The organism is Amycolatopsis sp. NPDC114503, assembly GCF_055633655.1.
Genome location: NZ_JBVKDT010000001.1, coordinates 728,602 through 747,013 on the forward strand (window position 1 = coordinate 728,602; position 18,412 = coordinate 747,013).

Annotated in this window: 18 protein-coding genes and 1 tRNA gene; 14 read left to right on the top strand and 5 right to left on the bottom strand. The window is 63.0% G+C overall.

Annotation, left to right across the window (positions count from 1 at the left end):
• Window positions 1-69: 69 nt before the first annotated feature.
• Entirely contained in the window at window positions 70-1,758 is a 1,689-nt protein-coding gene (locus ACZ7OI_RS03575) for a bifunctional metallophosphatase/5'-nucleotidase (protein WP_470262629.1), read from the bottom strand.
• 168 nt (window positions 1,759-1,926) lie between these two features.
• Between ACZ7OI_RS03575 and ACZ7OI_RS03580 the strand changes: the two genes are divergently transcribed.
• Both ACZ7OI_RS03580 and ACZ7OI_RS03585 read left to right on the top strand, forming a co-directional pair.
• Window positions 1,927-2,052, top strand: a complete 126-nt coding sequence (locus ACZ7OI_RS03580; protein WP_470262630.1) for a hypothetical protein — start codon at window positions 1,927-1,929, stop codon at window positions 2,050-2,052.
• 102 nt (window positions 2,053-2,154) lie between these two features.
• Window positions 2,155-2,796, top strand: coding sequence for a VanZ family protein (locus tag ACZ7OI_RS03585; protein WP_470262631.1), 642 nt, complete (start codon window positions 2,155-2,157; stop codon window positions 2,794-2,796).
• A 183-nt stretch (window positions 2,797-2,979) separates the two neighbouring features.
• Here ACZ7OI_RS03585 and ACZ7OI_RS03590 read toward each other — a convergent pair whose 3' ends face one another.
• The gene (locus ACZ7OI_RS03590) at window positions 2,980-3,618 is read right to left on the bottom strand and encodes a class I SAM-dependent methyltransferase (protein WP_470262632.1); all 639 of its coding nucleotides are present in this window, start codon (window positions 3,616-3,618) and stop codon (window positions 2,980-2,982) included.
• 28 nt (window positions 3,619-3,646) lie between these two features.
• Here ACZ7OI_RS03590 and mug point away from each other — a divergent pair, with 28 nt between their 5' ends.
• From mug to ACZ7OI_RS03610, 4 genes are all read left to right on the top strand, one after another.
• Window positions 3,647-4,225: a G/U mismatch-specific DNA glycosylase gene (mug, locus tag ACZ7OI_RS03595; protein ID WP_470262633.1), complete on the top strand. Its 579-nt coding sequence runs from the start codon at window positions 3,647-3,649 to the stop codon at window positions 4,223-4,225.
• 245 nt (window positions 4,226-4,470) lie between these two features.
• Window positions 4,471-5,259 (top strand): response regulator transcription factor, encoded by a 789-nt coding sequence (locus ACZ7OI_RS03600; protein ID WP_344287626.1) that lies wholly within the window; start codon window positions 4,471-4,473, stop codon window positions 5,257-5,259.
• Window positions 5,260-5,416: 157 nt separating this feature from the next.
• The gene (locus ACZ7OI_RS03605) at window positions 5,417-7,261 is read left to right on the top strand and encodes an acyl-CoA dehydrogenase (protein ID WP_470262634.1); all 1,845 of its coding nucleotides are present in this window, start codon (window positions 5,417-5,419) and stop codon (window positions 7,259-7,261) included.
• A gap of 159 nt (window positions 7,262-7,420) precedes the next feature.
• Entirely contained in the window at window positions 7,421-7,696 is a 276-nt protein-coding gene (locus ACZ7OI_RS03610; RefSeq protein ID WP_370932973.1) for a GlsB/YeaQ/YmgE family stress response membrane protein, read from the top strand.
• A 1-nt stretch (window position 7,697) separates the two neighbouring features.
• Here ACZ7OI_RS03610 and ACZ7OI_RS03615 read toward each other — a convergent pair whose 3' ends face one another.
• Together ACZ7OI_RS03615 and ACZ7OI_RS03620 are read right to left on the bottom strand one after the other, a co-directional pair.
• Window positions 7,698-8,228, bottom strand: coding sequence for a GNAT family N-acetyltransferase (locus ACZ7OI_RS03615; protein WP_470262635.1), 531 nt, complete (start codon window positions 8,226-8,228; stop codon window positions 7,698-7,700).
• Between the two features lie 8 nt (window positions 8,229-8,236).
• Window positions 8,237-8,614: a nitroreductase family deazaflavin-dependent oxidoreductase gene (locus ACZ7OI_RS03620; protein WP_470262636.1), complete on the bottom strand. Its 378-nt coding sequence runs from the start codon at window positions 8,612-8,614 to the stop codon at window positions 8,237-8,239.
• A gap of 114 nt (window positions 8,615-8,728) precedes the next feature.
• Here ACZ7OI_RS03620 and ACZ7OI_RS03625 point away from each other — a divergent pair, with 114 nt between their 5' ends.
• The 8 genes from ACZ7OI_RS03625 to ACZ7OI_RS03660 all read left to right on the top strand — a co-directional run bounded on the left by ACZ7OI_RS03625 (window position 8,729) and on the right by ACZ7OI_RS03660 (window position 17,624).
• Window positions 8,729-9,397, top strand: coding sequence for a hypothetical protein (locus ACZ7OI_RS03625; protein WP_470262637.1), 669 nt, complete (start codon window positions 8,729-8,731; stop codon window positions 9,395-9,397).
• Between the two features lie 2 nt (window positions 9,398-9,399).
• Window positions 9,400-10,050 (top strand): hypothetical protein, encoded by a 651-nt coding sequence (locus ACZ7OI_RS03630; protein ID WP_470262638.1) that lies wholly within the window; start codon window positions 9,400-9,402, stop codon window positions 10,048-10,050.
• Window positions 10,051-10,192: 142 nt separating this feature from the next.
• The gene (locus ACZ7OI_RS03635; RefSeq protein WP_470262639.1) at window positions 10,193-11,584 is read left to right on the top strand and encodes an amino acid permease; all 1,392 of its coding nucleotides are present in this window, start codon (window positions 10,193-10,195) and stop codon (window positions 11,582-11,584) included.
• Window positions 11,585-11,611: 27 nt separating this feature from the next.
• Window positions 11,612-12,007: a hypothetical protein gene (locus tag ACZ7OI_RS03640; RefSeq protein ID WP_470262640.1), complete on the top strand. Its 396-nt coding sequence runs from the start codon at window positions 11,612-11,614 to the stop codon at window positions 12,005-12,007.
• A 320-nt stretch (window positions 12,008-12,327) separates the two neighbouring features.
• Window positions 12,328-13,521, top strand: a complete 1,194-nt coding sequence (locus ACZ7OI_RS03645; RefSeq protein WP_470262641.1) for a DNA cytosine methyltransferase — start codon at window positions 12,328-12,330, stop codon at window positions 13,519-13,521.
• Window positions 13,522-13,692: 171 nt separating this feature from the next.
• A complete protein-coding gene (locus tag ACZ7OI_RS03650) occupies window positions 13,693-14,421 on the top strand; it encodes a hypothetical protein (RefSeq protein WP_470262642.1) in 729 nt (242 codons plus the stop codon).
• Between the two features lie 255 nt (window positions 14,422-14,676).
• Window positions 14,677-16,797 carry an AAA family ATPase gene (locus ACZ7OI_RS03655; RefSeq protein WP_470262643.1) on the top strand — a complete coding sequence of 707 codons (2,121 nt, stop codon included), beginning with the start codon at window positions 14,677-14,679 and terminating at the stop codon, window positions 16,795-16,797.
• A 32-nt stretch (window positions 16,798-16,829) separates the two neighbouring features.
• Complete coding sequence (locus tag ACZ7OI_RS03660; protein WP_470262644.1) at window positions 16,830-17,624, top strand: HNH endonuclease; 795 nt, start codon at window positions 16,830-16,832, stop codon at window positions 17,622-17,624.
• Window positions 17,625-18,231: 607 nt separating this feature from the next.
• Here the strand turns inward: ACZ7OI_RS03660 and ACZ7OI_RS03665 are convergent.
• Window positions 18,232-18,302, bottom strand: a tRNA-Gly gene (locus ACZ7OI_RS03665).
• Window positions 18,303-18,412 lie beyond the last annotated feature (110 nt).

Genomic DNA, 18,412 nt, shown 5'->3' on the forward strand with positions numbered 1-18,412 from the left:
CGCCCGGGTGGGGCGAGGGCTCCGCTGACTTACTGAGCTACTGACTTACTTATCTGCTGACTTACTGATTTACGGAGTCGCGGTGATCCGGTCCGCGGGCGGAGGAGCGATGCCCGGATGCGCGCCGAGGTAAGCGATGAACGCGTCCAGGTCCACCGGCCCGCCAGCCAGGTCGGTGCCCTTCTTGAACTCGGTGAACCCGTCCCCGCCTGCGGCGAGGAAGTTGTTCACCGACACCCGGTACTTGGCCGCCGGGTCGACCGCCGTGCCGTTGACCGTGATGTTCGAGACCCGCGAGCCGACCGGAGCGGCCGCCGAGTACGTGTAGTGCAGCGACTTCGAGATCTGCAGGATCTTGGTGCCGCCGGACTGGCCCCACTGCTGTTCCAGCACGTTCTTCAGGTTCGCGCCGGTGAGCGTGATCGTCTGCATGATGTTCGAGAACGGCTGCACGGTGAACGCCTCGCCGTAGGTGACGACGCCGTCTCCTTCACCGGCCGACGACGACTTGTACGTCAGGTCGGCGCGGATGCCGCCCGGGTTCGTCATCGCGATCACGGCGTTGTTCGACTTGGTCGCTTCGAGCTGGGCGTCGGCGATCACGTCGCCGAGCGGCGATTCGCCGGAAGCCGCACCCGCCGCGGGCAGGTCCGCGGTGATGGTGCCGACCTGCTTGTTCGCGATCGGCGCGGCCTTCGTCTTGGCCTCGTCGACGAGCTTCGTCACGGCCGGATCGGGCGTGACGTCGCGGGTGACGATCTCGTTGTGCGCCTTGGTCTGCGACCGGACGACGTCGCGCGTGCGGCGGTCGATCTTCAGGTCCACGACCGACAGCAGCCTGCCGAACGACGCGCCCTGGATCACCGGCCGCGGCTGGCCCGCCGGGTCGTTGACGACGCAGTTGTACTGCTGGTGGCTGTGCGCGGTGAAGATCGCGTCGACCTTCGGCGTCACGTTCTTCGCGATGGCCGCGGCGTCGCCGTCCGGCTGGACCTTGCAGTCGTTCGGACCCGAGCCGGGCAGCGCCTCGTCGCCCTGGTGCAGCAGTACGACCTGGGCCTTGACGCCGAGCCGGTCGAGGATGTTCGCGGTGCGGTTGATCGCCTCGACCTCGTCGCCGAACTTGAGGCCCTTGATGGCTTCCGGCGTCACGACCGACGGGAGGTCCTTGAGCGTCGCGCCGATGACGCCGACCGGAACGCCGCCGGAGTACTGGATGCTGAACGGCAGCAGCGCGGGCAGCCCGTTGTCGAAGTACACATTGGACCCGAGCAGCGGGAAGCGCGCGCCGTCGTAGCTCTTGCGGAACTGGCAGCCGTCGGTCTTGTTGCAGCCGCCGAACTGCATGCGCAGCAGTTCCCGGTAGCCCTCGTCGAACTCGTGGTTGCCGACCACGGACGCCTTCACGCCGAGTTCGTTGAGGAAGTCCATGGTCGGTTCGTCGTGGAACAGCGCCGAGATCACCGGTGACGCGCCGACGTTGTCGCCCGAGGACAGCACCATCGAATTGCGCACCTGCGCTTCGAGCTGCTTGACGTGCGTCGCGAGGTAGGCCGCGCCGCCCGCGTCCACCTTGGACCTGTCCGGGAGCGTGATCTTCCCGCCCGATCCGGACGGCGGTTCGAGGTTCCCGTGCAGGTCGTTGAACGCGATGATCCGGACGTCGGCGGTCTGTGCGGCCTCGGCGGGCGCGCTCGTGACGGCCACGGCGGCCAGTGCGGCCGCGGCGGTGGCCGCGAGCCGGGTGAAGAGCTTCATGTTTCCTCCGGTGTTCGCGCCCGCTCGACCCCTGATGCGGACGCCCGGCGAAGCAGTCTGCCCAAACCGGACGGTCCTGACCAGGGCAGAACGGCGGTGCCGGATGAAAGTTTCGGTAACGTTCGCGCGCGCCGCGCCGATCTGTGCGTTGGGTGCAGAGGGGGACAAATGGAACTTCAGCTCGTCGTGCTGGTGCTCGGCGTGGTCCTCTTGCTGATCGCCGGCACCGTCTTCGCGGCTTGGCGCTCGGAGCGCGCGGAACGGGACGACGAACCGCCTTCGCGGGAGCGCTGACCGATCGGTCGGCGAGCACTCGGCCATCTGGCCGACCCGCCCGGAAGGCGTCCGGCTCTTCGACCGAAGTGCGCGCGCGGCAAGATCAATAGCGTTCTCGGTATGACGAACGCACAGGTCACCGCCCTGCAGTACGGGTTCATCGGGTTCCTCGCCGTATGGGCGACGATCTTGATCCCGCAGCTCGTGCTCCAGTTCGCGCGCCACGGCCGGCTGCGGCTGCGCGGCCTGGTGACCACCGCGGCGGTCGTCTTCTACGCGTGCATGGCGCTGGCGGTCGTCTTCCTGCCGCTGCCCGGCCCGAATAGCCGACGGCTGGAGCAGACCGTGCAGCTGGAGCCGTTCCAGTGGATCGCGGACATCCACACCGAGCTGGTGAAGCACGGGCTGTCGGCGGCGGACTGGTTCACTACGCAGACGTTCCAGCAGGCCGCGATGAACGTGCTCTTGTTCGTCCCGCTCGGTTTCTTCGCCCGGGTGCTGTGGCGGCGCGGCCTGGTCGGCGCGGTGGCGATCGGCTTCGCGGCCTCACTGGCCGTCGAGATCACCCAGCTCACGGCGAACTTCGGGACCGCGCCGTTCGTCTACCGGATTTTCGACGTCGACGACCTCATGACCAACACCTTCGGCGCCGGGTTCGGCTGGCTGGCCGGTGCGCTGCTGCTCGCTCTCCGGCCGATCTCTTCAACCCTCCGCGTGGAGCCTGCCCGGAGCGAGCGGGTCGACCTCGCCAAGACGCGCTAACCGGGCTCGTCTCGCGATCGCGGCTTGGCGCGCCGCGCGGCGGTCTTCCAGGATCACGATCAGCGAAGCTATGGCGATGATCAGTGCTACCAGGCCGAGCACTAGCCACAGTTGCATGTGCTCTCCTCATCGACGCCGTTGTGCGAGAGATCACACAGGCTACCGATCGGGGCAGCGGGTTGGCTACCCCGCGTTCGAAGGTCGTGCGGAGAACCAGTCCCGGTCAGCGGTAAGCCAGCGATCGAACCTCAGCCCGGCCTGCGCGAGCGCGGGTTCGAGGGAGAAGTTTTCGCAGGTGAAGGACTGTTTCCAGGTCCGGTCGCCGAGGGAGTAGCCGACGGTGGCGGAGAGCTGGTCGCCGTCCCGGCGGACGCCTTCGAGAGCAATGCGCACGTCGCCAAGCTGGCCGCCCGCGCCATTGGCGACCTGGTCGAACCAGGCGGGCGGATGCCATTCGACGAGCACCTGCCCGCCGGGAGCCACGTGCCGCCGTGCCGCCGCGAGCAGCGCCTGCCGGTCCGGTCCGTTGACCAGATGGCTGCCGAGCACGACGGCCGGGAATCGCCGCTCCAGCCGCAGCTCGTCGATCCGCGCGCGGACGGTCTCGGCGCCTCGGACGTGCGCGAGCATCTCCGCCGATTCATCCACCGCCACCACCGGATGTCTCAGCGCGAGCAGCGGATGCGTCACGCGCCCAGATCCGCAGCCGAGTTCCAGCACCGCGGCACCGGCCGGGACCGCGTCGTGAATCACCTCCGGTTCACCGGCGGCAGGCAGCTTCAGATAGAGGTCGACCGGGCAGCCGTCAGGCGTCACGCTCATGCCGCCCAGCGTGCCGGAAACTGACCCCATGCCCGCGAAACCCACCAAGGCCGAACAAGCCGCCGCGCACGGAACCACCATCCCGGACGTCCTGGCTCCCAATCTGAACGTGCTGTTCTGCGGCATCAACCCCGGCCTCTACTCCGGCGCGCTCGGCCTCCACTTCGCCCGCCCCGGCAACCGCTTCTGGCCCGCCCTTCACGCCAGCGGCTTCACCCCTCGCCAGCTGGACCCGAGCGAACAGGACCAGCTCCTCGGCCTGGGCCTGGGCATCACCAACGTCGTAGCCCGGACCACCGCCCGCGCCGACGAGCTGACCGACGACGAACTCCGCGAAGGCGGCGAAATCCTGACCGGGAAAGTCCGGAAGTACCGCCCGCGCTGGCTCGCAGTGGTCGGAATCACCGCCTACCGCGTCGCGTTCGGCGATCGGCGCGCCGCAGTCGGGCCGCAAGATCGGACAATGGGGACAACAAAGGTCTGGCTTCTGCCCAATCCGAGCGGTTTGAACGCCCACTGGACCCCGAAAACCCTCGCGGAGGAGTTCGGTCGGCTGCGCGCACGGGCGGTCATCGGAGATTCACCCGGGCGGTTAAACCCTCAGTAGAGCTAACCCACTTGGGCGGACCCTCGCTGCGCCGTCCTCCCGCATTTCGAGGCCACTTTTCTACTGAGAGTTTGCTGCGACCAGCCGTTACGGCCATGAGGGGGAAACCGCGTCACAAGCTGCTCTCGGCGGAGTCGAACCAGGGACAAGGTGTCGTTCCCGGCCGGTTCCGGCAGGGGGGACCGGCGGGCACGCCGAGGGGGCGTGCCGGTCACCGGGAGCGACCTCGAGGACGGAGGCCCGAGATGCGTGGCATCGAGCCCCACCGAACGCCCATGTCGGCCGGTCAGCCAGCCGGCGGTCGAAGCCTGGGAGTCGCAGTAGTCGACCCCATCCCGATTTTCCGCGAGGGCATCGCGGCGATGGTGCACCGCACGCTGGGCCTGCACTGGTCCGGCCAGGCGGCGAGTCATCACGCGGCGATGCAGTTGTGCGAGCAGGTCCGCCCGGACGTCGTGATCCTCGACTCCGCGCTCGACCCCAACTGCCATCTCGCGAAGCTGCTCAACGCGGGCGACCCGGCACTCGTGCTGGTCACCCTCGTGCGCGACACCAACCGCACCCAGCAGTACCTCGCCGCGGCCATCGGCGCTGGTGCGCACGCCATCGTGCCGCGCGCGGTCGATTCCCGGCGGCTCGCCGAAGCGGTCCGGCGCGCGCATCACGACCGGCGCTACATCGACCCGGCGTTGTCCGCGCTCACCGCGCGGCCCAAGCGCGAACCGTCGCCAAGAGCCGCTCCGGTCGACGGGCACCTCGTGCAGCCCAAGGGCGCCATGCCGCTTTCCCGGCGCGAGTACCAGGTTTTGCAGCTCGTCGCCGAAGGGCTGGAGAACTCCGGCATCGCGAAGCTGCTTTTCCTGTCCGTGGAAACCGTGCGGACCCACGTGAAGAGCATTCTCCGCAAGCTCTCCGCCCGCGACCGCACACACGCGGTGACTATCGCGTTCCGCAGCGGCATCCTCGTCCCCCAGCTTGACGACAGCGCCGGTCCCCCGGCTGTGCAGGAGGCCGTGGCGCGCAGCACCCGGTGAGGCCGCTCCCTGGTCGAACCGTCATTCCGAGCGAATTGCCACCCCTGGAAGGGCGGATTCGCTTGCTCTGGTTACTCGTAGGTAATATCCTGATGTTACCGGCGAGTAAGGGAACCAGTGCCCGGCCGGAAAGCCGAACACGACACGGAGTGACGACATGGGCCACTACAAGAGCAACGTCCGAGACCTGGAGTTCAACCTCTTCGAGGTACTCGGCGTGCAGGAACGGCTCGGCAAGGGCGTGCTCGCCGAATCGGACGAGGAGACCGCCCGCGGCGTCTTGTCGGAGCTGAACAAGCTCGCCACCGGCCCGCTCGCCGAGTCCTACGCCGACGCGGACCGCAACCCGCCGGTGTACGACCCCAAGACGTTCAGCGTGACGATCCCCGAGTCGTTCAAGAAGAGCTACAAGGCGCTTATGGACGGCGAATGGTGGCGTCTCGGCCTCACCAACGACCTGGGCGGCTTCGGCCTGCCCCCGACGGTGCAGTGGGCCGCGGCCGAGCTGATCCTCGGCGCGAACGCCCCGCTGTTCATGTACTTGGCGGGTCCGAACTTCGCCATGATCGTGGACAAGAACGGCACCGAAGAGCAGAAGCACTGGGCTCAGCTGATGATCGACCGCGGCTGGGGAGCGACCATGGTGCTCACCGAGCCGGACGCCGGTTCGGACGTCGGCGCGGGCCGCACCAAGGCGGTCAAGCAGGAGGACGGCTCCTGGCACATCGACGGCGTGAAGCGGTTCATCACCTCGGCCGAGAACGACATGGTCGAGAACATCATGCACCTGGTGCTGGCCCGTCCCGAGGGTCCCGGCATCGAGACCAAGCCGGGCACCAAGGGCCTTTCGCTGTTCCTGGTCCCGAAGTTCCACTTCGACTCGAAGACCGGCGAGTTGGGCGAGCGCAACGGCGCCTACGTCACCAACATCGAGCACAAGATGGGCATCAAGGTGTCCACCACGTGCGAGCTGACCTTCGGCCAGCACGGCACCCCGGCCAAGGGCTGGCTGCTCGGCGAGGTGCACGACGGCATCGCGCAGATGTTCCAGGTCATCGAGTACGCCCGGATGATGGTCGGCACCAAGGCGATCGCCACGCTGTCCACCGGTTACCTGAACGCGCTGGAGTACGCCAAGGAGCGCGTGCAGGGCGCTGACCTGCCGAACATGCTGAACAAGGCCGCGCCGCGCGTCACGATCACGCACCACCCCGACGTGCGTCGTTCGCTGATGCTGCAGAAGGCGTACGCCGAAGGCCTGCGCGCGATCTACCTGTACACCGCGTCCTTCCAGGACCAGCTGTGGACCGGCGAAGGCGACGAAGCGGCTCTGAAGCTGGCGCACGGCGTCAACGACCTGCTGCTGCCGATCGTCAAGGGTGTCGGCTCCGAGCGGGCCACCGAACAGCTCGTCCAGTCCCTGCAGACGCTGGGCGGTTCGGGCTTCCTGCAGGACTACCCGATCGAGCAGTACATCCGCGACGCGAAGATCGACTCGCTGTACGAGGGCACCACGGCCATCCAGTCGCTGGACTTCTTCTTCCGGAAGATCGTCCGCGACAAGGGCCAGGCGCTCGCGTTCGTCGCGGGCGAGATCACGAAGTTCATCGAGTCCGAGGCGGGCAACGGCCGGCTCAAGAACGAGCGCGCGCTGCTCAAGCAGGCGCTCGAGGACACCCAGGGCATGCTGGGCTCGCTGATCGGCTACCTGACCTCGTCGCAGGAAGACCCGCAGAACATCAACAAGGTCGGCCAGCACACCGTGCGGCTGCTGATGTCGGTGGGCGACCTGCTGGTCGGCTGGAAGCTGCTGCAGGGCGCCGAGGTCGCGCTGGCGAAGCTCGACAACGGCGCGTCGGCCAAGGACAAGCCGTTCTACGAGGGCAAGCTGGCGGTGGCGTCGTTCTTCGCGAAGAGCGTGCTGCCGGAGCTGACCTCGCGCCGCGCCATCGTCGAGGCCGCGGACAACGCGCTGATGGAGATCGACGAAGCCGCTTTCTGATCGCACTGACTGGAAAAATGCCCCGCTCCGCACCCGGACCGGGGCATTTTTCGTGCTTCCAGTGGCGGTGACCCCATGCGGGCGGTAAGCCGGGTTTGGCGCCCCGGGTTCCGGGTTAAACCGGTCGGGCCCGGTCCTCTCGGCAGAAGGAGCTAAGCCATGGCGGTTTCCGGAATCATCAGCGCGGTCGTGATCGGCCTGATCCTCGGCCTGCTCGGCAAGCTGGTCGCACCTGGCAAACAATCGATCCCGATCTGGCTGACGATCCTGGTGGGCATCGTGGCCGCGTTCGTCGGCACCGCGATCGCGCGCGGGCTCGGCTACGCGGACACCAAGGGCATCGACTGGCTGGAGATCATCACCCAGGTCGTGCTGGCCGCGATCGGGGTGACGCTTGCCGCGAGCCTGTGGGGCAAGCGGCAGGTCAAGAGCTAGCTCAGTCGTTCAGCTCCGGCTCGAGCAGGCTCATCAGGTACATGTCGTGGTACTGGCCGTCGGGCCCGCGATGGCATTCGCGGTGCCTGCCGTCCTCCACGAACCCGACCTTGCGGTAGACGTGCCGCGCGCGCTCGTTCTCGGCGACCACCCAGAGCGCGATCAGGTGCAGCCGCATCATGTTGAATCCGTAGCGGCACATGAGTTTCAGCGCCTCAGTGCCGTATCCGCCGTCCCAGTGGTCGGTCTCGCCGATGTAGATGTCCAGCTCGGCGCGGCCGATCTCTGGGCGTGCCTCCCGCAGGTCGACGACGCCGATCAGCTTGCCCGCTTCGATCGATTCGATGCCCAGCACGACGTTCTCGTACTTGTTGACCGGACGTTCTTCGCCCCATTTGCGCAGCTGCGCGAGCGAGCGCGGATGGTCGCTGGTCATGTACCGCCCGACCTCCGGATCGTGGATCCACCGGTAGATCGATTCGGCGTCCGACGGTTCGATCGCCCGCAGCCGCACTAGCTTCCCCGTGAGCATCTGGCCCCTTATTCTCGTTTCAGCACAAGGAAATCCGTGACGCCGACCAGTCCAAGGAACTGCCGCACCCCGGGCGGCATCGGCCGGCGCGATTCATCATGCACGAGTTCCGGATCACGCACGCGGTATTTACGGCCGCGCGTGAGCACCTCCGCCTCGCCGGCCGCGCGGACGTTGCGGACCCAGTCGGCGTCCGGCCCGTAGGTGAGCGCGACGACGAATCCGTCGTCGGTGCGGAAGACGTTCAGCGGCGTGCGGAACTCGCGGCCGGACTTGCGTCCGCGGTGCACGATCACCCCGAACCCGGGCAGCTTGTCGGCGAAGGGTTTCGTGACCCGGTTGGTGACCACGCGGTTGAACCGGGCGAGACGTTCTGGCAGCACCATGCCGTCGAGCCTAATCCAACGAGTGTGGAATTTCCTGCCGCGGACGCGCTGTGCGCCTGGGCGGGCGGGTCTGGTGGGATGGGCCCGCAGCCGAACGCGAGGTGGGGAGCGGGTATGTCGCAAGACTGGCCGATGGAGCAGGAACCGCACGTGGCGGTGCTCGTCGCGCAGGGCCTGATCGAGCATCCGGAAAAGCTGGATCACGTGCTCCTCGACGACGAGGAAGGCTGGTTCGTCAGCGACGGTTCGGAGTTCGGCGACGATCCGGAACTCGACCAGGACCAGTTCGCCACGATGTGCCTGCACGACGTCGTCGAGAAGTTGCCGCAGCTGACGGCGCTGGCCAAGCTCCCTGCCGGGATGGGCGCGAACTGGGACGCCGACAGCGCGTCCTGGGTGCTGATTTCGCCGCTCGTGCCGAGCGATGACGAAGAGGCCCGCGCGTACCTCGATGCCCGCGAAGCCGCGTGGCCGCATGCCGGGTCGCCGATGGACGAGGTGAACCTCAGCCTGGGGTTGATGGAGATCAGCACCGCGGCGGACGCTCCGGCCCGCAGCGTGCGATACGTCAGCCGGGAAGAGGACGGCACGTGGATGTTCGTCGGCTTCGAGGTGCCCGACCCGGACGAGCAGACCGAGGTCGAGGTGGACACCCTCGAGCTCGGGCACGTGGCGGAGCTGTACCCGGACGTGGTCGAGCTGCTGGACGCGGAGCCGGGCGAGGTGTTCTTCCGCGAGGCGCCGGATGCCGAGTGGTTGCAGGTAATCGACGACGGGGAGTGAACATGTCCGAGGAATGGCCGCTGCGACAGGACCCGGAATCCCCGGTGATCATCGCGCACGAACTGGTGGAGCACCCGGAGAAACTGGCCTTCGTCGTCCTCGACGATGACGACGACTGGTTCATCAGCGACGGTGCCGAGTTCGAAGAGGACATGGAGGTCAACCGCCAGGTGTTCGGGGCGATGGGCCTGCGCGAGGCGGTGGCGCTGCTGCCGCATCTGGTCGCGCTGGCCGACGTGCCGGCGGGGATGGCCGCGGACTGGGATCCGGAACGCCTCACCTGGCTGCTCAGCTCGGTGTCGGATTCCGATGACCTGGACGAGGATCTCGCGCACCGCGATGCCCGGATCGCCGCCTGGACGCATCCCGGTTCGCCGCTGGAAGAAGTCCAGCTGAGCACCGGCTTGACCGAAATCGGCACGACCGCCACAGCTCCCGCGCGAGCGGTCCGCCAGGTCGTCCGGGAGCAGGACGGGACGTGGCTGTTCGTCGGCTTCGAGGTTCCCGAGGCGGAGGACTTCGAGGTGGAAGGCCTGGAACTGGAACACGTCGTGCAGCTGTACCCGGACGTCGTGTCGGCCTTGCTCGCCGCGCCGGGCCAGGTGTTCGACCGCGCCGAGCCCGGTGCGCCGTGGGAATTGGTGGAGGGTTGAGGGTCCTTTGTGGACCGTCTGAAATCGCAGACGCTTTCCGGTAGTCGTTGGTTGGGCGGTCCCGGCCGGATCGGTTCTACTGTGCCGACCCGCCGGCGCGCCGATGCGCTCGCGGGCCGCCGAATTCGGGAGGTTGGCGTCGATGACGACGAAGTCCGGGGATGGTTTGAGCCGCCGGTTGAACGGCAGGCACATCCGGTTCATCGCCCTTGGCTCGGCGATCGGCACCGGTTTGTTCTACGGCTCGTCGGACACGATCGCGAAGGCCGGGCCGTCCGTCCTGCTCGCGTATCTCATCGGCGGCGCGGCGATTTTCTTCGTACTGCGCGCTTTGGGCGAGATGGCCGTCAACGACCCCGCGCCCGGTTCGTTCGGCGAATACGCACGGAAACACCTTGGCCCTCTGGCGGGTTTCCTGACCGGCTGGACCTACGCGTTCGAGATGGTGATCGTCTGCGTCGCCGATGTGACGGCTTTGGCTGTGTACATGGGATTCTGGTTCCCCGACGTGCCACGGTGGATCTGGGTGGTGCTGACGATCTTGGTGATCGCCGCCGCGAACCTGGTCAGCGTAAGGGTTTACGGTGAACTGGAATTCTGGTTCACCCTGGTAAAGGTAATCGCCATCGTCGCGATGATCCTCGGCGGCGCGGCAATCCTGATCTTCGGCCTCGGTGCTGATTCCGGCAGCGTCACCAACCTGTGGTCCCACGGCGGCTGGTTCCCCAATGGCATCAGCGGTTTCATCGCCTCGTTCGCCTTGGTGATGTTCGCCTTCGGCGGCACTGAGATTCTGGGCCTCACCGCCGCCGAGTCTGAAGACCCGCGCACTGCCATGCCGAAAGCGGTTAACACGGTCCCAGTTCGGGTTTTGCTTTTCTACGTGGCGACCCTGGCGGTCATCATGATGCTGAACCCGTGGAACACGATCAGCACCTCGGGAAGCCCCTTCGTCCAGATCTTCGCGGGTCTTGGCTTGCACTCCGCCGCAACGGTTCTGAACATCGTCGTGGTGACAGCAGCGTTGTCCGCCATCAACAGCGACATCTTCGGCGCTGGACGGATGATCTACGGACTGGCTCAGCGCGGCCAAGCCCCCGCCGTGATGGCCCGGGTGACGCGGAACGGTATCCCGTGGATGACGGTTCTGGTGGTTGCTGCTGCTCTTAGCCTGGCTGTTGTCTTGAACTATCTGTTGCCGGACAGCGCTTTCCTGCTGATCGCCTCGGTGGGCACGTTCGCGACGGTGTGGGTGTGGTTCATGATCCTGCTGACGCACTACCGCGCCCGTCGCCGCCTGTCGCCGTCGGATTTGGCCGGCCGGGCGTTCCCGGTGCCGTTCTGGCCGGTGGGTCAGGTTTTGACGATGGTGTTCATGGTGTTCATCTTCGTGATGATGGCGTTCGCTGAGGACACTCGCCTGGCGCTGATCGTCGGGGTGGTGTGGCTGGCGGTGTTGTGCGGGTTGTTTTGGTTCCACCGCAGGGCGACTTCATCGGCTGCGAAGGAAGACGCGATGACCGAGGCTGGATAGTCTGGAGCGTTCTGGTTGAATCGAGTCATGCCGGATCAGGACCCGGAGCTCAGCCTCGATCGGCCGGTGCTGGTCGTCCAAGGAGACGAGCGGTATAACGCGAGGCTGCGCTGCTGGACCAATCCGGACAGCAGGTCAGAGGCCTATCGGCTCAAGCTAACGATACGTCCGGAGACTGATCCCGTTGTCGCGACCGGTCCGGACGTTTTCGAAGGCCTCGTCCGGATGCGCCGCCAAGTGGAGCCTCAGGGCCTGCGCATCGCAGTCCAAGGCTCCCGACTGGACACGTACCCCAACGGCATGGCCCGAGACATGGGCGGTGGCTGGAGAATCTACGTTCTGCGCCAAGGCCAACGCGCTGGCCGCGCCGATCTGGTGGACACACTCGACGACGCGCCAGTTGATCAACTGGCGACGGTCTAGGAACAGGAGTCTTACTGGGCCGCCTGGTTCGGTCGGCGGGATGCGCACAACAACTGATCAGCTTTAAGTCCATAGCGCCGGGTCAAGGCACGTTTTCCCGGCTTGACGTGGTGGGACCAGCCGTAGTCAGAGGCCGACCTCGGGTGGAACCTGTCACCGCCCAGCGGCTCTCCGTATGAAGTACTTGCCTATCAAGGGCTGCTAAGCAGCTCCGATTAGGATGCCTGCGGCCAAGATGTGGCTGATTCGCCGTTCGCTGGGCTCGAGTTTGTCGGTCGTCACGGGTAGGCTCAAGGCGATCTTGAACGAAGGGAGTAGACGTGCCGAGCACCTTCAGGGTCGCGGGCCTCTTCGCCGGCATCGGCGGCATCGAGCTCGGCTTCCATCGGGCACTCGGCGACCGTATGGAGACCGTACTGCTGTGTGAGAACTGGGAGCCAGCGAAGCAAGTTCTGGCGGATCGCTTCCCGGCGGTCGACCTCCACTCAGACGTAAAAACTTTGAAGGACTTGCCGGGCCGGCTGGACCTGCTCACGGCAGGGTTTCCCTGCACGGATCTGTCTCAGGCGGGGCGCACCGCAGGCATCACTGGTGCCCAGTCAGGTCTCGTCGCGCACGTCTTCGAGATGCTTGAGCTGGCGAAGAAGCGTCGACGCAAGCTTCCGTGGTTGATGATCGAAAATGTGCCGAACATGCTGGCACTTGACCGCGGCAAAGCGATGGCCTACCTCGTGCACGAGCTGGGCGAACTAGGCTACCGGTGGGCATACCGGGTCGTGGATTCGCGCTTCACCGGGGTGCCGCAACGGCGCAGACGCGTCGTACTGCTCGCATCCTGTGTTCATGATCCGCGCGAGGTGTTGTTCTCCGACGAGGTCGAGGCGATCGACGAGAGCCGACTTTCGGACGACGCATTTGGGTTCTACTGGACCGAGGGACGTACGGGCGTTGGCTGGGCTCGCGATGCTATTCCCACCCTTAAAGGCGGCTCCAGCCTAGGCATCCCATCCCCACCTGCCGTCTGGCTGCCCAAAGAGTCCGAGTCGAGGTTCGTGCTGCCCACCGTGGAAGACGGTGAAGCGCTCCAGGGATTCGAACGAGGCTGGACGGCTGCTGCATCAGACGGTCGCCGAAATGGACCGCGGTGGAAGCTCGTCGGCAACGCTGTGACCGTCGGAGTCTCGGAATGGGTCGCAACGAAACTCCTGAATCCAAGCACATTTGAGATCGACTCCACCCCCTGGGAACGTGATGGAGCGTGGCCGAGTGCTGCTTGGGGTGAGGCTGGACACGCCTGGAAGGTCGAGCTGAGCGAGTTTCCACGGCAGGCGGACTATCAACACCTGCTTGAGTTCATCGAACCCGCCCGTTGCACTCCATTGTCTCACCGGGCCGCTAACGGCTTCTGGAGTCGCCTCCAGACCAGTAACCTGGGGCGCTACCCAGGGTTCAGGGAAGACATGGCCGAGTACGTGGAGAAGAGTCGGCCCCTGGCAGCCCAGGTTGCGGTTTGATCCACATCCTCGCGGTGAAGACCGGTGGTGGGCTAGAGTCGCCGCACCATGTACGGACCGAACCTCCTTGCCCGATTTTTGACGGAGCCAGCAGCCAAGGCAGACCGATACGGAAACAGGTGGCAGTATAATCCGCGTTCTGATCGGCACTCGAAGGTGGCGTGTTGGGGCGTGGCCTTGGACCTGCTGGTCACTTCGTCCTTGCTTCGCAGTCACGCAGAGTCAGGCAAGATCGTCTTGGGCGTGAACCATGCTATGACGGATTACGCCACTGGTCGAAAGAAGGTCCTGGATCTGGTCGTTGCGCGGCCAGACCACGCGGTGCCCGCAGGGACCAAGACTTTTGCTGGCTTAGCGGAGCAGTTCGGCATCTTGATGACTTCCGAAGAACAGGAAGCGCTCGCCGAGCTACCAGAGTTGCCAGTGGCACCAGTGAGTTCGGTGCTCGTCGCGCTGGAGGCCAAGGCGTGTATGACCGAGCATGTGAAGGCGTTGCCGCGTCTATACGACGAGCTGAACTCGGCCCATCTGTGTATCCATGGCTCGTCCAAAAAGGCGTTGGCGATCGGGTACGTCCAGTTGAATGCTGCGAGCGACTTCATATCGCCAGTTCGTAATCCGTATCTACTCACCGAAGAACGGGTCGAGGTGACCAAGCACCGACAACCTGCGGTGACAGAGCGCGTGCTCGATAAGGTTCGGGAGATCCCGCGACGTTCGGCCTCTTCAGAATCTGGCTATGACGGTCTTGGGGTCACCGTTCTCGACCTTCGGAACGACGGATCACCAGTTGGCTTGGTCGAGGACTCACCAGCTCCGCAGCCAGGGACTACGTTCCACTACGCTGGAATGATCACTCGAATGGCCACTGAGTACGACGCGACGTTCGCACGTATCTGAGGGCGGGTGTAGCAGGCGACCTCTGTGATCGAGCCCGGTAACGAGTTGCCAGTAGCTTCTGAGGCCGAGGACAGCAGGCTAACCTAAGTCACAGTCCGGGCTTTGGGAAGAGTCGGCCGAACACGCAGGGCTGCTCACCTCAGCGTCGATGACTGTTGCCGTATAAGCGTCGGGTAAAGTCTGACCAATTCGCTCTTTTGGTTACTTTTGCAAATTATGACCTTTGAGCCTGAGCTTGGTAGTACCATCATATGGGTGAGTAGTTCAAGCTGGGAAGATCCGTTGCTCGATGAGGTTAACCGCCTCCTTCTTGACGTAGACCATTCTGCCAAGAATAATCGCAAGTACCGTGCTCTTGAGCAGTATCTTAGCGACATCGTCGATACCTACCCAGCAGACGTCTACGCAGCATATATTTCTAAAGCCGGCAACGCCGCCGTTCGGTTCAATCAGTCCCAGCGTGCACGTAGTGCCAACTTACTCGTGGCCCTTGCTGATCCTCCCGGATCTGAATCAATCGAGCGCACTGTAGACGCCTTGGCGAAGTACTGCGGGCAAGACTTGAGACGTCCTCAGTTGCTCTTATTGACCCGTAGCGAGGGCAGGGGCAGATGGCTGCCATATTCGGTTATCTATTCGCGAGACCGAGACCCGCGACCTCGTTTTTTGAAGGTTTTTATAGGGCAATGGCCAGCGATGCGTCACGTAGAGGCCTACGAACCAGAGGGGCGAGCAGAGCTTTTCAACGTGGGCGCCGGCAAAATAGCTCGAATGGCCGAGCGTGAACGATCGATTTTGAAATCTGGCGACCTCAGTGCCAGAGGCATCACCTTTTACGCTCATGGTCATAGTGTGCCGTCTGGAATAACGAAAATCTATCCATATGCAGAAATTCTGCGCGAAAAGTGGGATGACCACTCTATCCGCACGCTTTTCTACTTGACTCTACACTTAAGTGATGAAACTCAAATCGATGTAGGTGAGGTGAAGATTGCCAGCAAGGGGCTGCTCGCTGGAGAGACTGTTCTGCCAGGCTCTTCGTTTCTGAATTTGGGGTCGGAATATTACTCGCTGGGTCAGTCGTACACGTTCTATCAAACCCTCTACGACTTGGGTCCAAAAGTATATCGTCCAGTCCTTAAGAAGCTGAACGATGTCGTCTTCGATCCCCGGCTGAGGAAGCGTGTCGACAATGAAGTGGCTTTCCAAAAATCGCTTAAACGGACTGGTAAGGCCGCACGTGCGCTTGAGGATGCCAGTGCACTATTTGAACTAGAAGATCAGTCTCCCGTAAGCGAAGGGCTCAATCTCGATTTTGAGATGCGATTCGAGGGTGCCAGCTTTGCAATTGATTTCCGGTTCGGGGACTCTTCGCGGTTGCCTGATCGAATTAATGCGGTAATTGGCTACAATGGCACGGGTAAGACTCAGTTGCTTGCACATATAGCGCTTGTCGCGACTAGTGATCTGGATCAGCGGTTAAACTTTTCTAAGTTTGGTAGAATTTTGAACTCGGAAAACGTCCGATTTAGCTCTGTGATCGCTATATCATACAGTGCGTTCGACACATTCATTCTTCCTGATTCATTCTGGCGGTCTGAAGAGAAGACCTCCGCTCAGAGGCGCCTCGAACAGACCGGCGAAGTGTGGGGCTACACCTACTGCGGCCTACGCAAGCGTACGCGGGATCAGAGGCAGAGCATGCGTGGTCCTCGCGGACTTAAGAGTATCAATGAGCTATCGGAAGAGTTTGACCAGGCAGTTCGTAAGGCTCGATCGCTAACAAAGCAGAATCTCTGGATCGACGCCCTTGCGATTATCTTCAGTGAACCATCTTTGGGGCGTATCGGGATGGATATCTTCGCTGACCAAGGTGACCAGTCGTGGAGGACTGCTTTCGACGCACTGAGTACCGGACATAAAATCGTACTGAACATTATCGCTCAGGTCATTGGGCATGCTGAGCCTGGATCACTGGTTCTGATTGATGAGCCGGAATCTCATCTTCACCCGTCACTGCTTGCGGCGCTCATTCGTGCATTGAATGTTATACTGACCCGACTCGAATCGTATTCTATTATTGCCACACATTCGCCAGTCGTTCTGCAAGAGATACCTCGACGCTATGTTCGGGTACTTCAACGATTTGAGGGCACAACCCAGGTCGATACACCCAGCGCTGAGACATTCGGTGAGAATGTAGGGTATCTTACGACCAACGTTTTTGATCTCGATAGTACGCAAACGGATTATCATTCAGTTCTTGCCGATCTTGCAGAGGATATGTCGATCGATAGGATTGAACAACTATTCGACGAAGAAATGAGCGTTCAAGCGCGAGCATACGTCGTTGCCCTTCAAAGGCGGCGCAAGTGATCTATAATTTGCAAAAGCCAACGCGAGACTGCGTGAGCGACTACGATTTCGCCCTGTCCAAGGCGGGCAGCCCTGCGCTCGAAGCACTCACTGAGGTGCGGGATAAGGTTCTGGACGCCTATCAGATCTATGACTTGTTTGAAGGGAACCCCGGCAACGTCGCACCGCTTGAAGTTCCCGGCGAGGCAAAGAAAGCGCTCCACGATAATTTTAGGTTTACGCAGAAAAGTCGATTGCTCTCCGTCTTGCGGGTCGAAGCCATGAAGCTCGCGTACAAAGGACTTTGTCCGATGTGCTGCTCGGCGCAGGTGAAGGATCTTGATCATTACCTGCCAAGGAGTCTCTACCCGGAATTCAGTTTACTATCCCTGAATCTTGTTCCAGTATGCTCTCGCTGCAATGGAACCAAAAGATCCAAGATTGGCACGGTCGACGAGAGATTTGTTCACGTGTTTTACGATGCTTTGCCGGAAGATAGGCCTGCACTCCGAGTCGATCTAATATTCGAGCCGAGGGGTGTTGTAGTGGACTTCTCGGTCAATCCGGCACTGCCAGGGGACCAGTTCAAGCTTGTCGCTTATCATTTCGATAAGCTTGAACTTGCTGATCATTATTCAGTACTGGCATCTCAGGAACTTGTTGAGAGACTTCAGACTTTGGAGAAAACGCTTACCAACGAGGGTCCAGGTGGCGTTGTCGAATTTGCGGACGATCAAAGCAGTTGGCTTCGTCGAAAATTTGGCTACCACCACTGGAAAGCTGCTCTATATGACGCCGTGAAGGTCGATAAAAGGTTCCTTGAAGGCGGCTTTCGTGTCATCTCGTAGAATCCAATCTGCTCTGTATCTCTTAGCATGAGATGGCGACAGATGCGAACGGACTGAGTTAGGTACTTTGCTAGTCGCAGGTGGGTGTCCGAGCGCCGATCATCCGACAGCGGTTCGCCGCGACCTGCAGTGCCATCAGGGGAACTGGGTCGAACCGCAGCGCGGTGCGCTGCTCGTCAGAGGTAAGTGAGCTGGGCAGGTTCCGTTCAGTTAGCCAGCGCGGACCAGATGGACTGAGGTGATGGAGAAGACGAGTCTTCAAGAGCCTGGGCTTCCATAGTCTCCGACACGCCGGGCCTATCTGAGCGTTGAAGCCCGGCACCTCGACCAATGACCTGATGGCGCGGACGGGGTATGGCGGCATACGGACGGCGCTGATCTACCAATTGGCGAACTGAGGACGCGGACGATCAGATCGCGGGCAGGCTGTCCAAGTTCGTCGACCGGCACCTCAAGGGCACCATTCCGGACGATGGCGAAGATCGGGCCGGTCAACCGGTTCCCCTCGGCTAATCGCGGATTAATGGAAGAAGTGGAGTGAGCACTTGAGGCAGATAAACCCCAGGTCACGCAGTAGACACCGTGTGACCTGGGGCTTTCGCAAGAGAGCGGATGACGGGAATCGAACCCGCGTATTCAGCTTGGGAAGCTGATGTTCTACCATTGAACTACATCCGCAGTGCCCAGCCAGCATACACAACCACGGCACCCCCATGTCCAGCGGGGGCCTACGCCTTGACGCCCCCGCCTCAAAGTGACAACACTTGTTGTCGACCCACGGAGGTGCG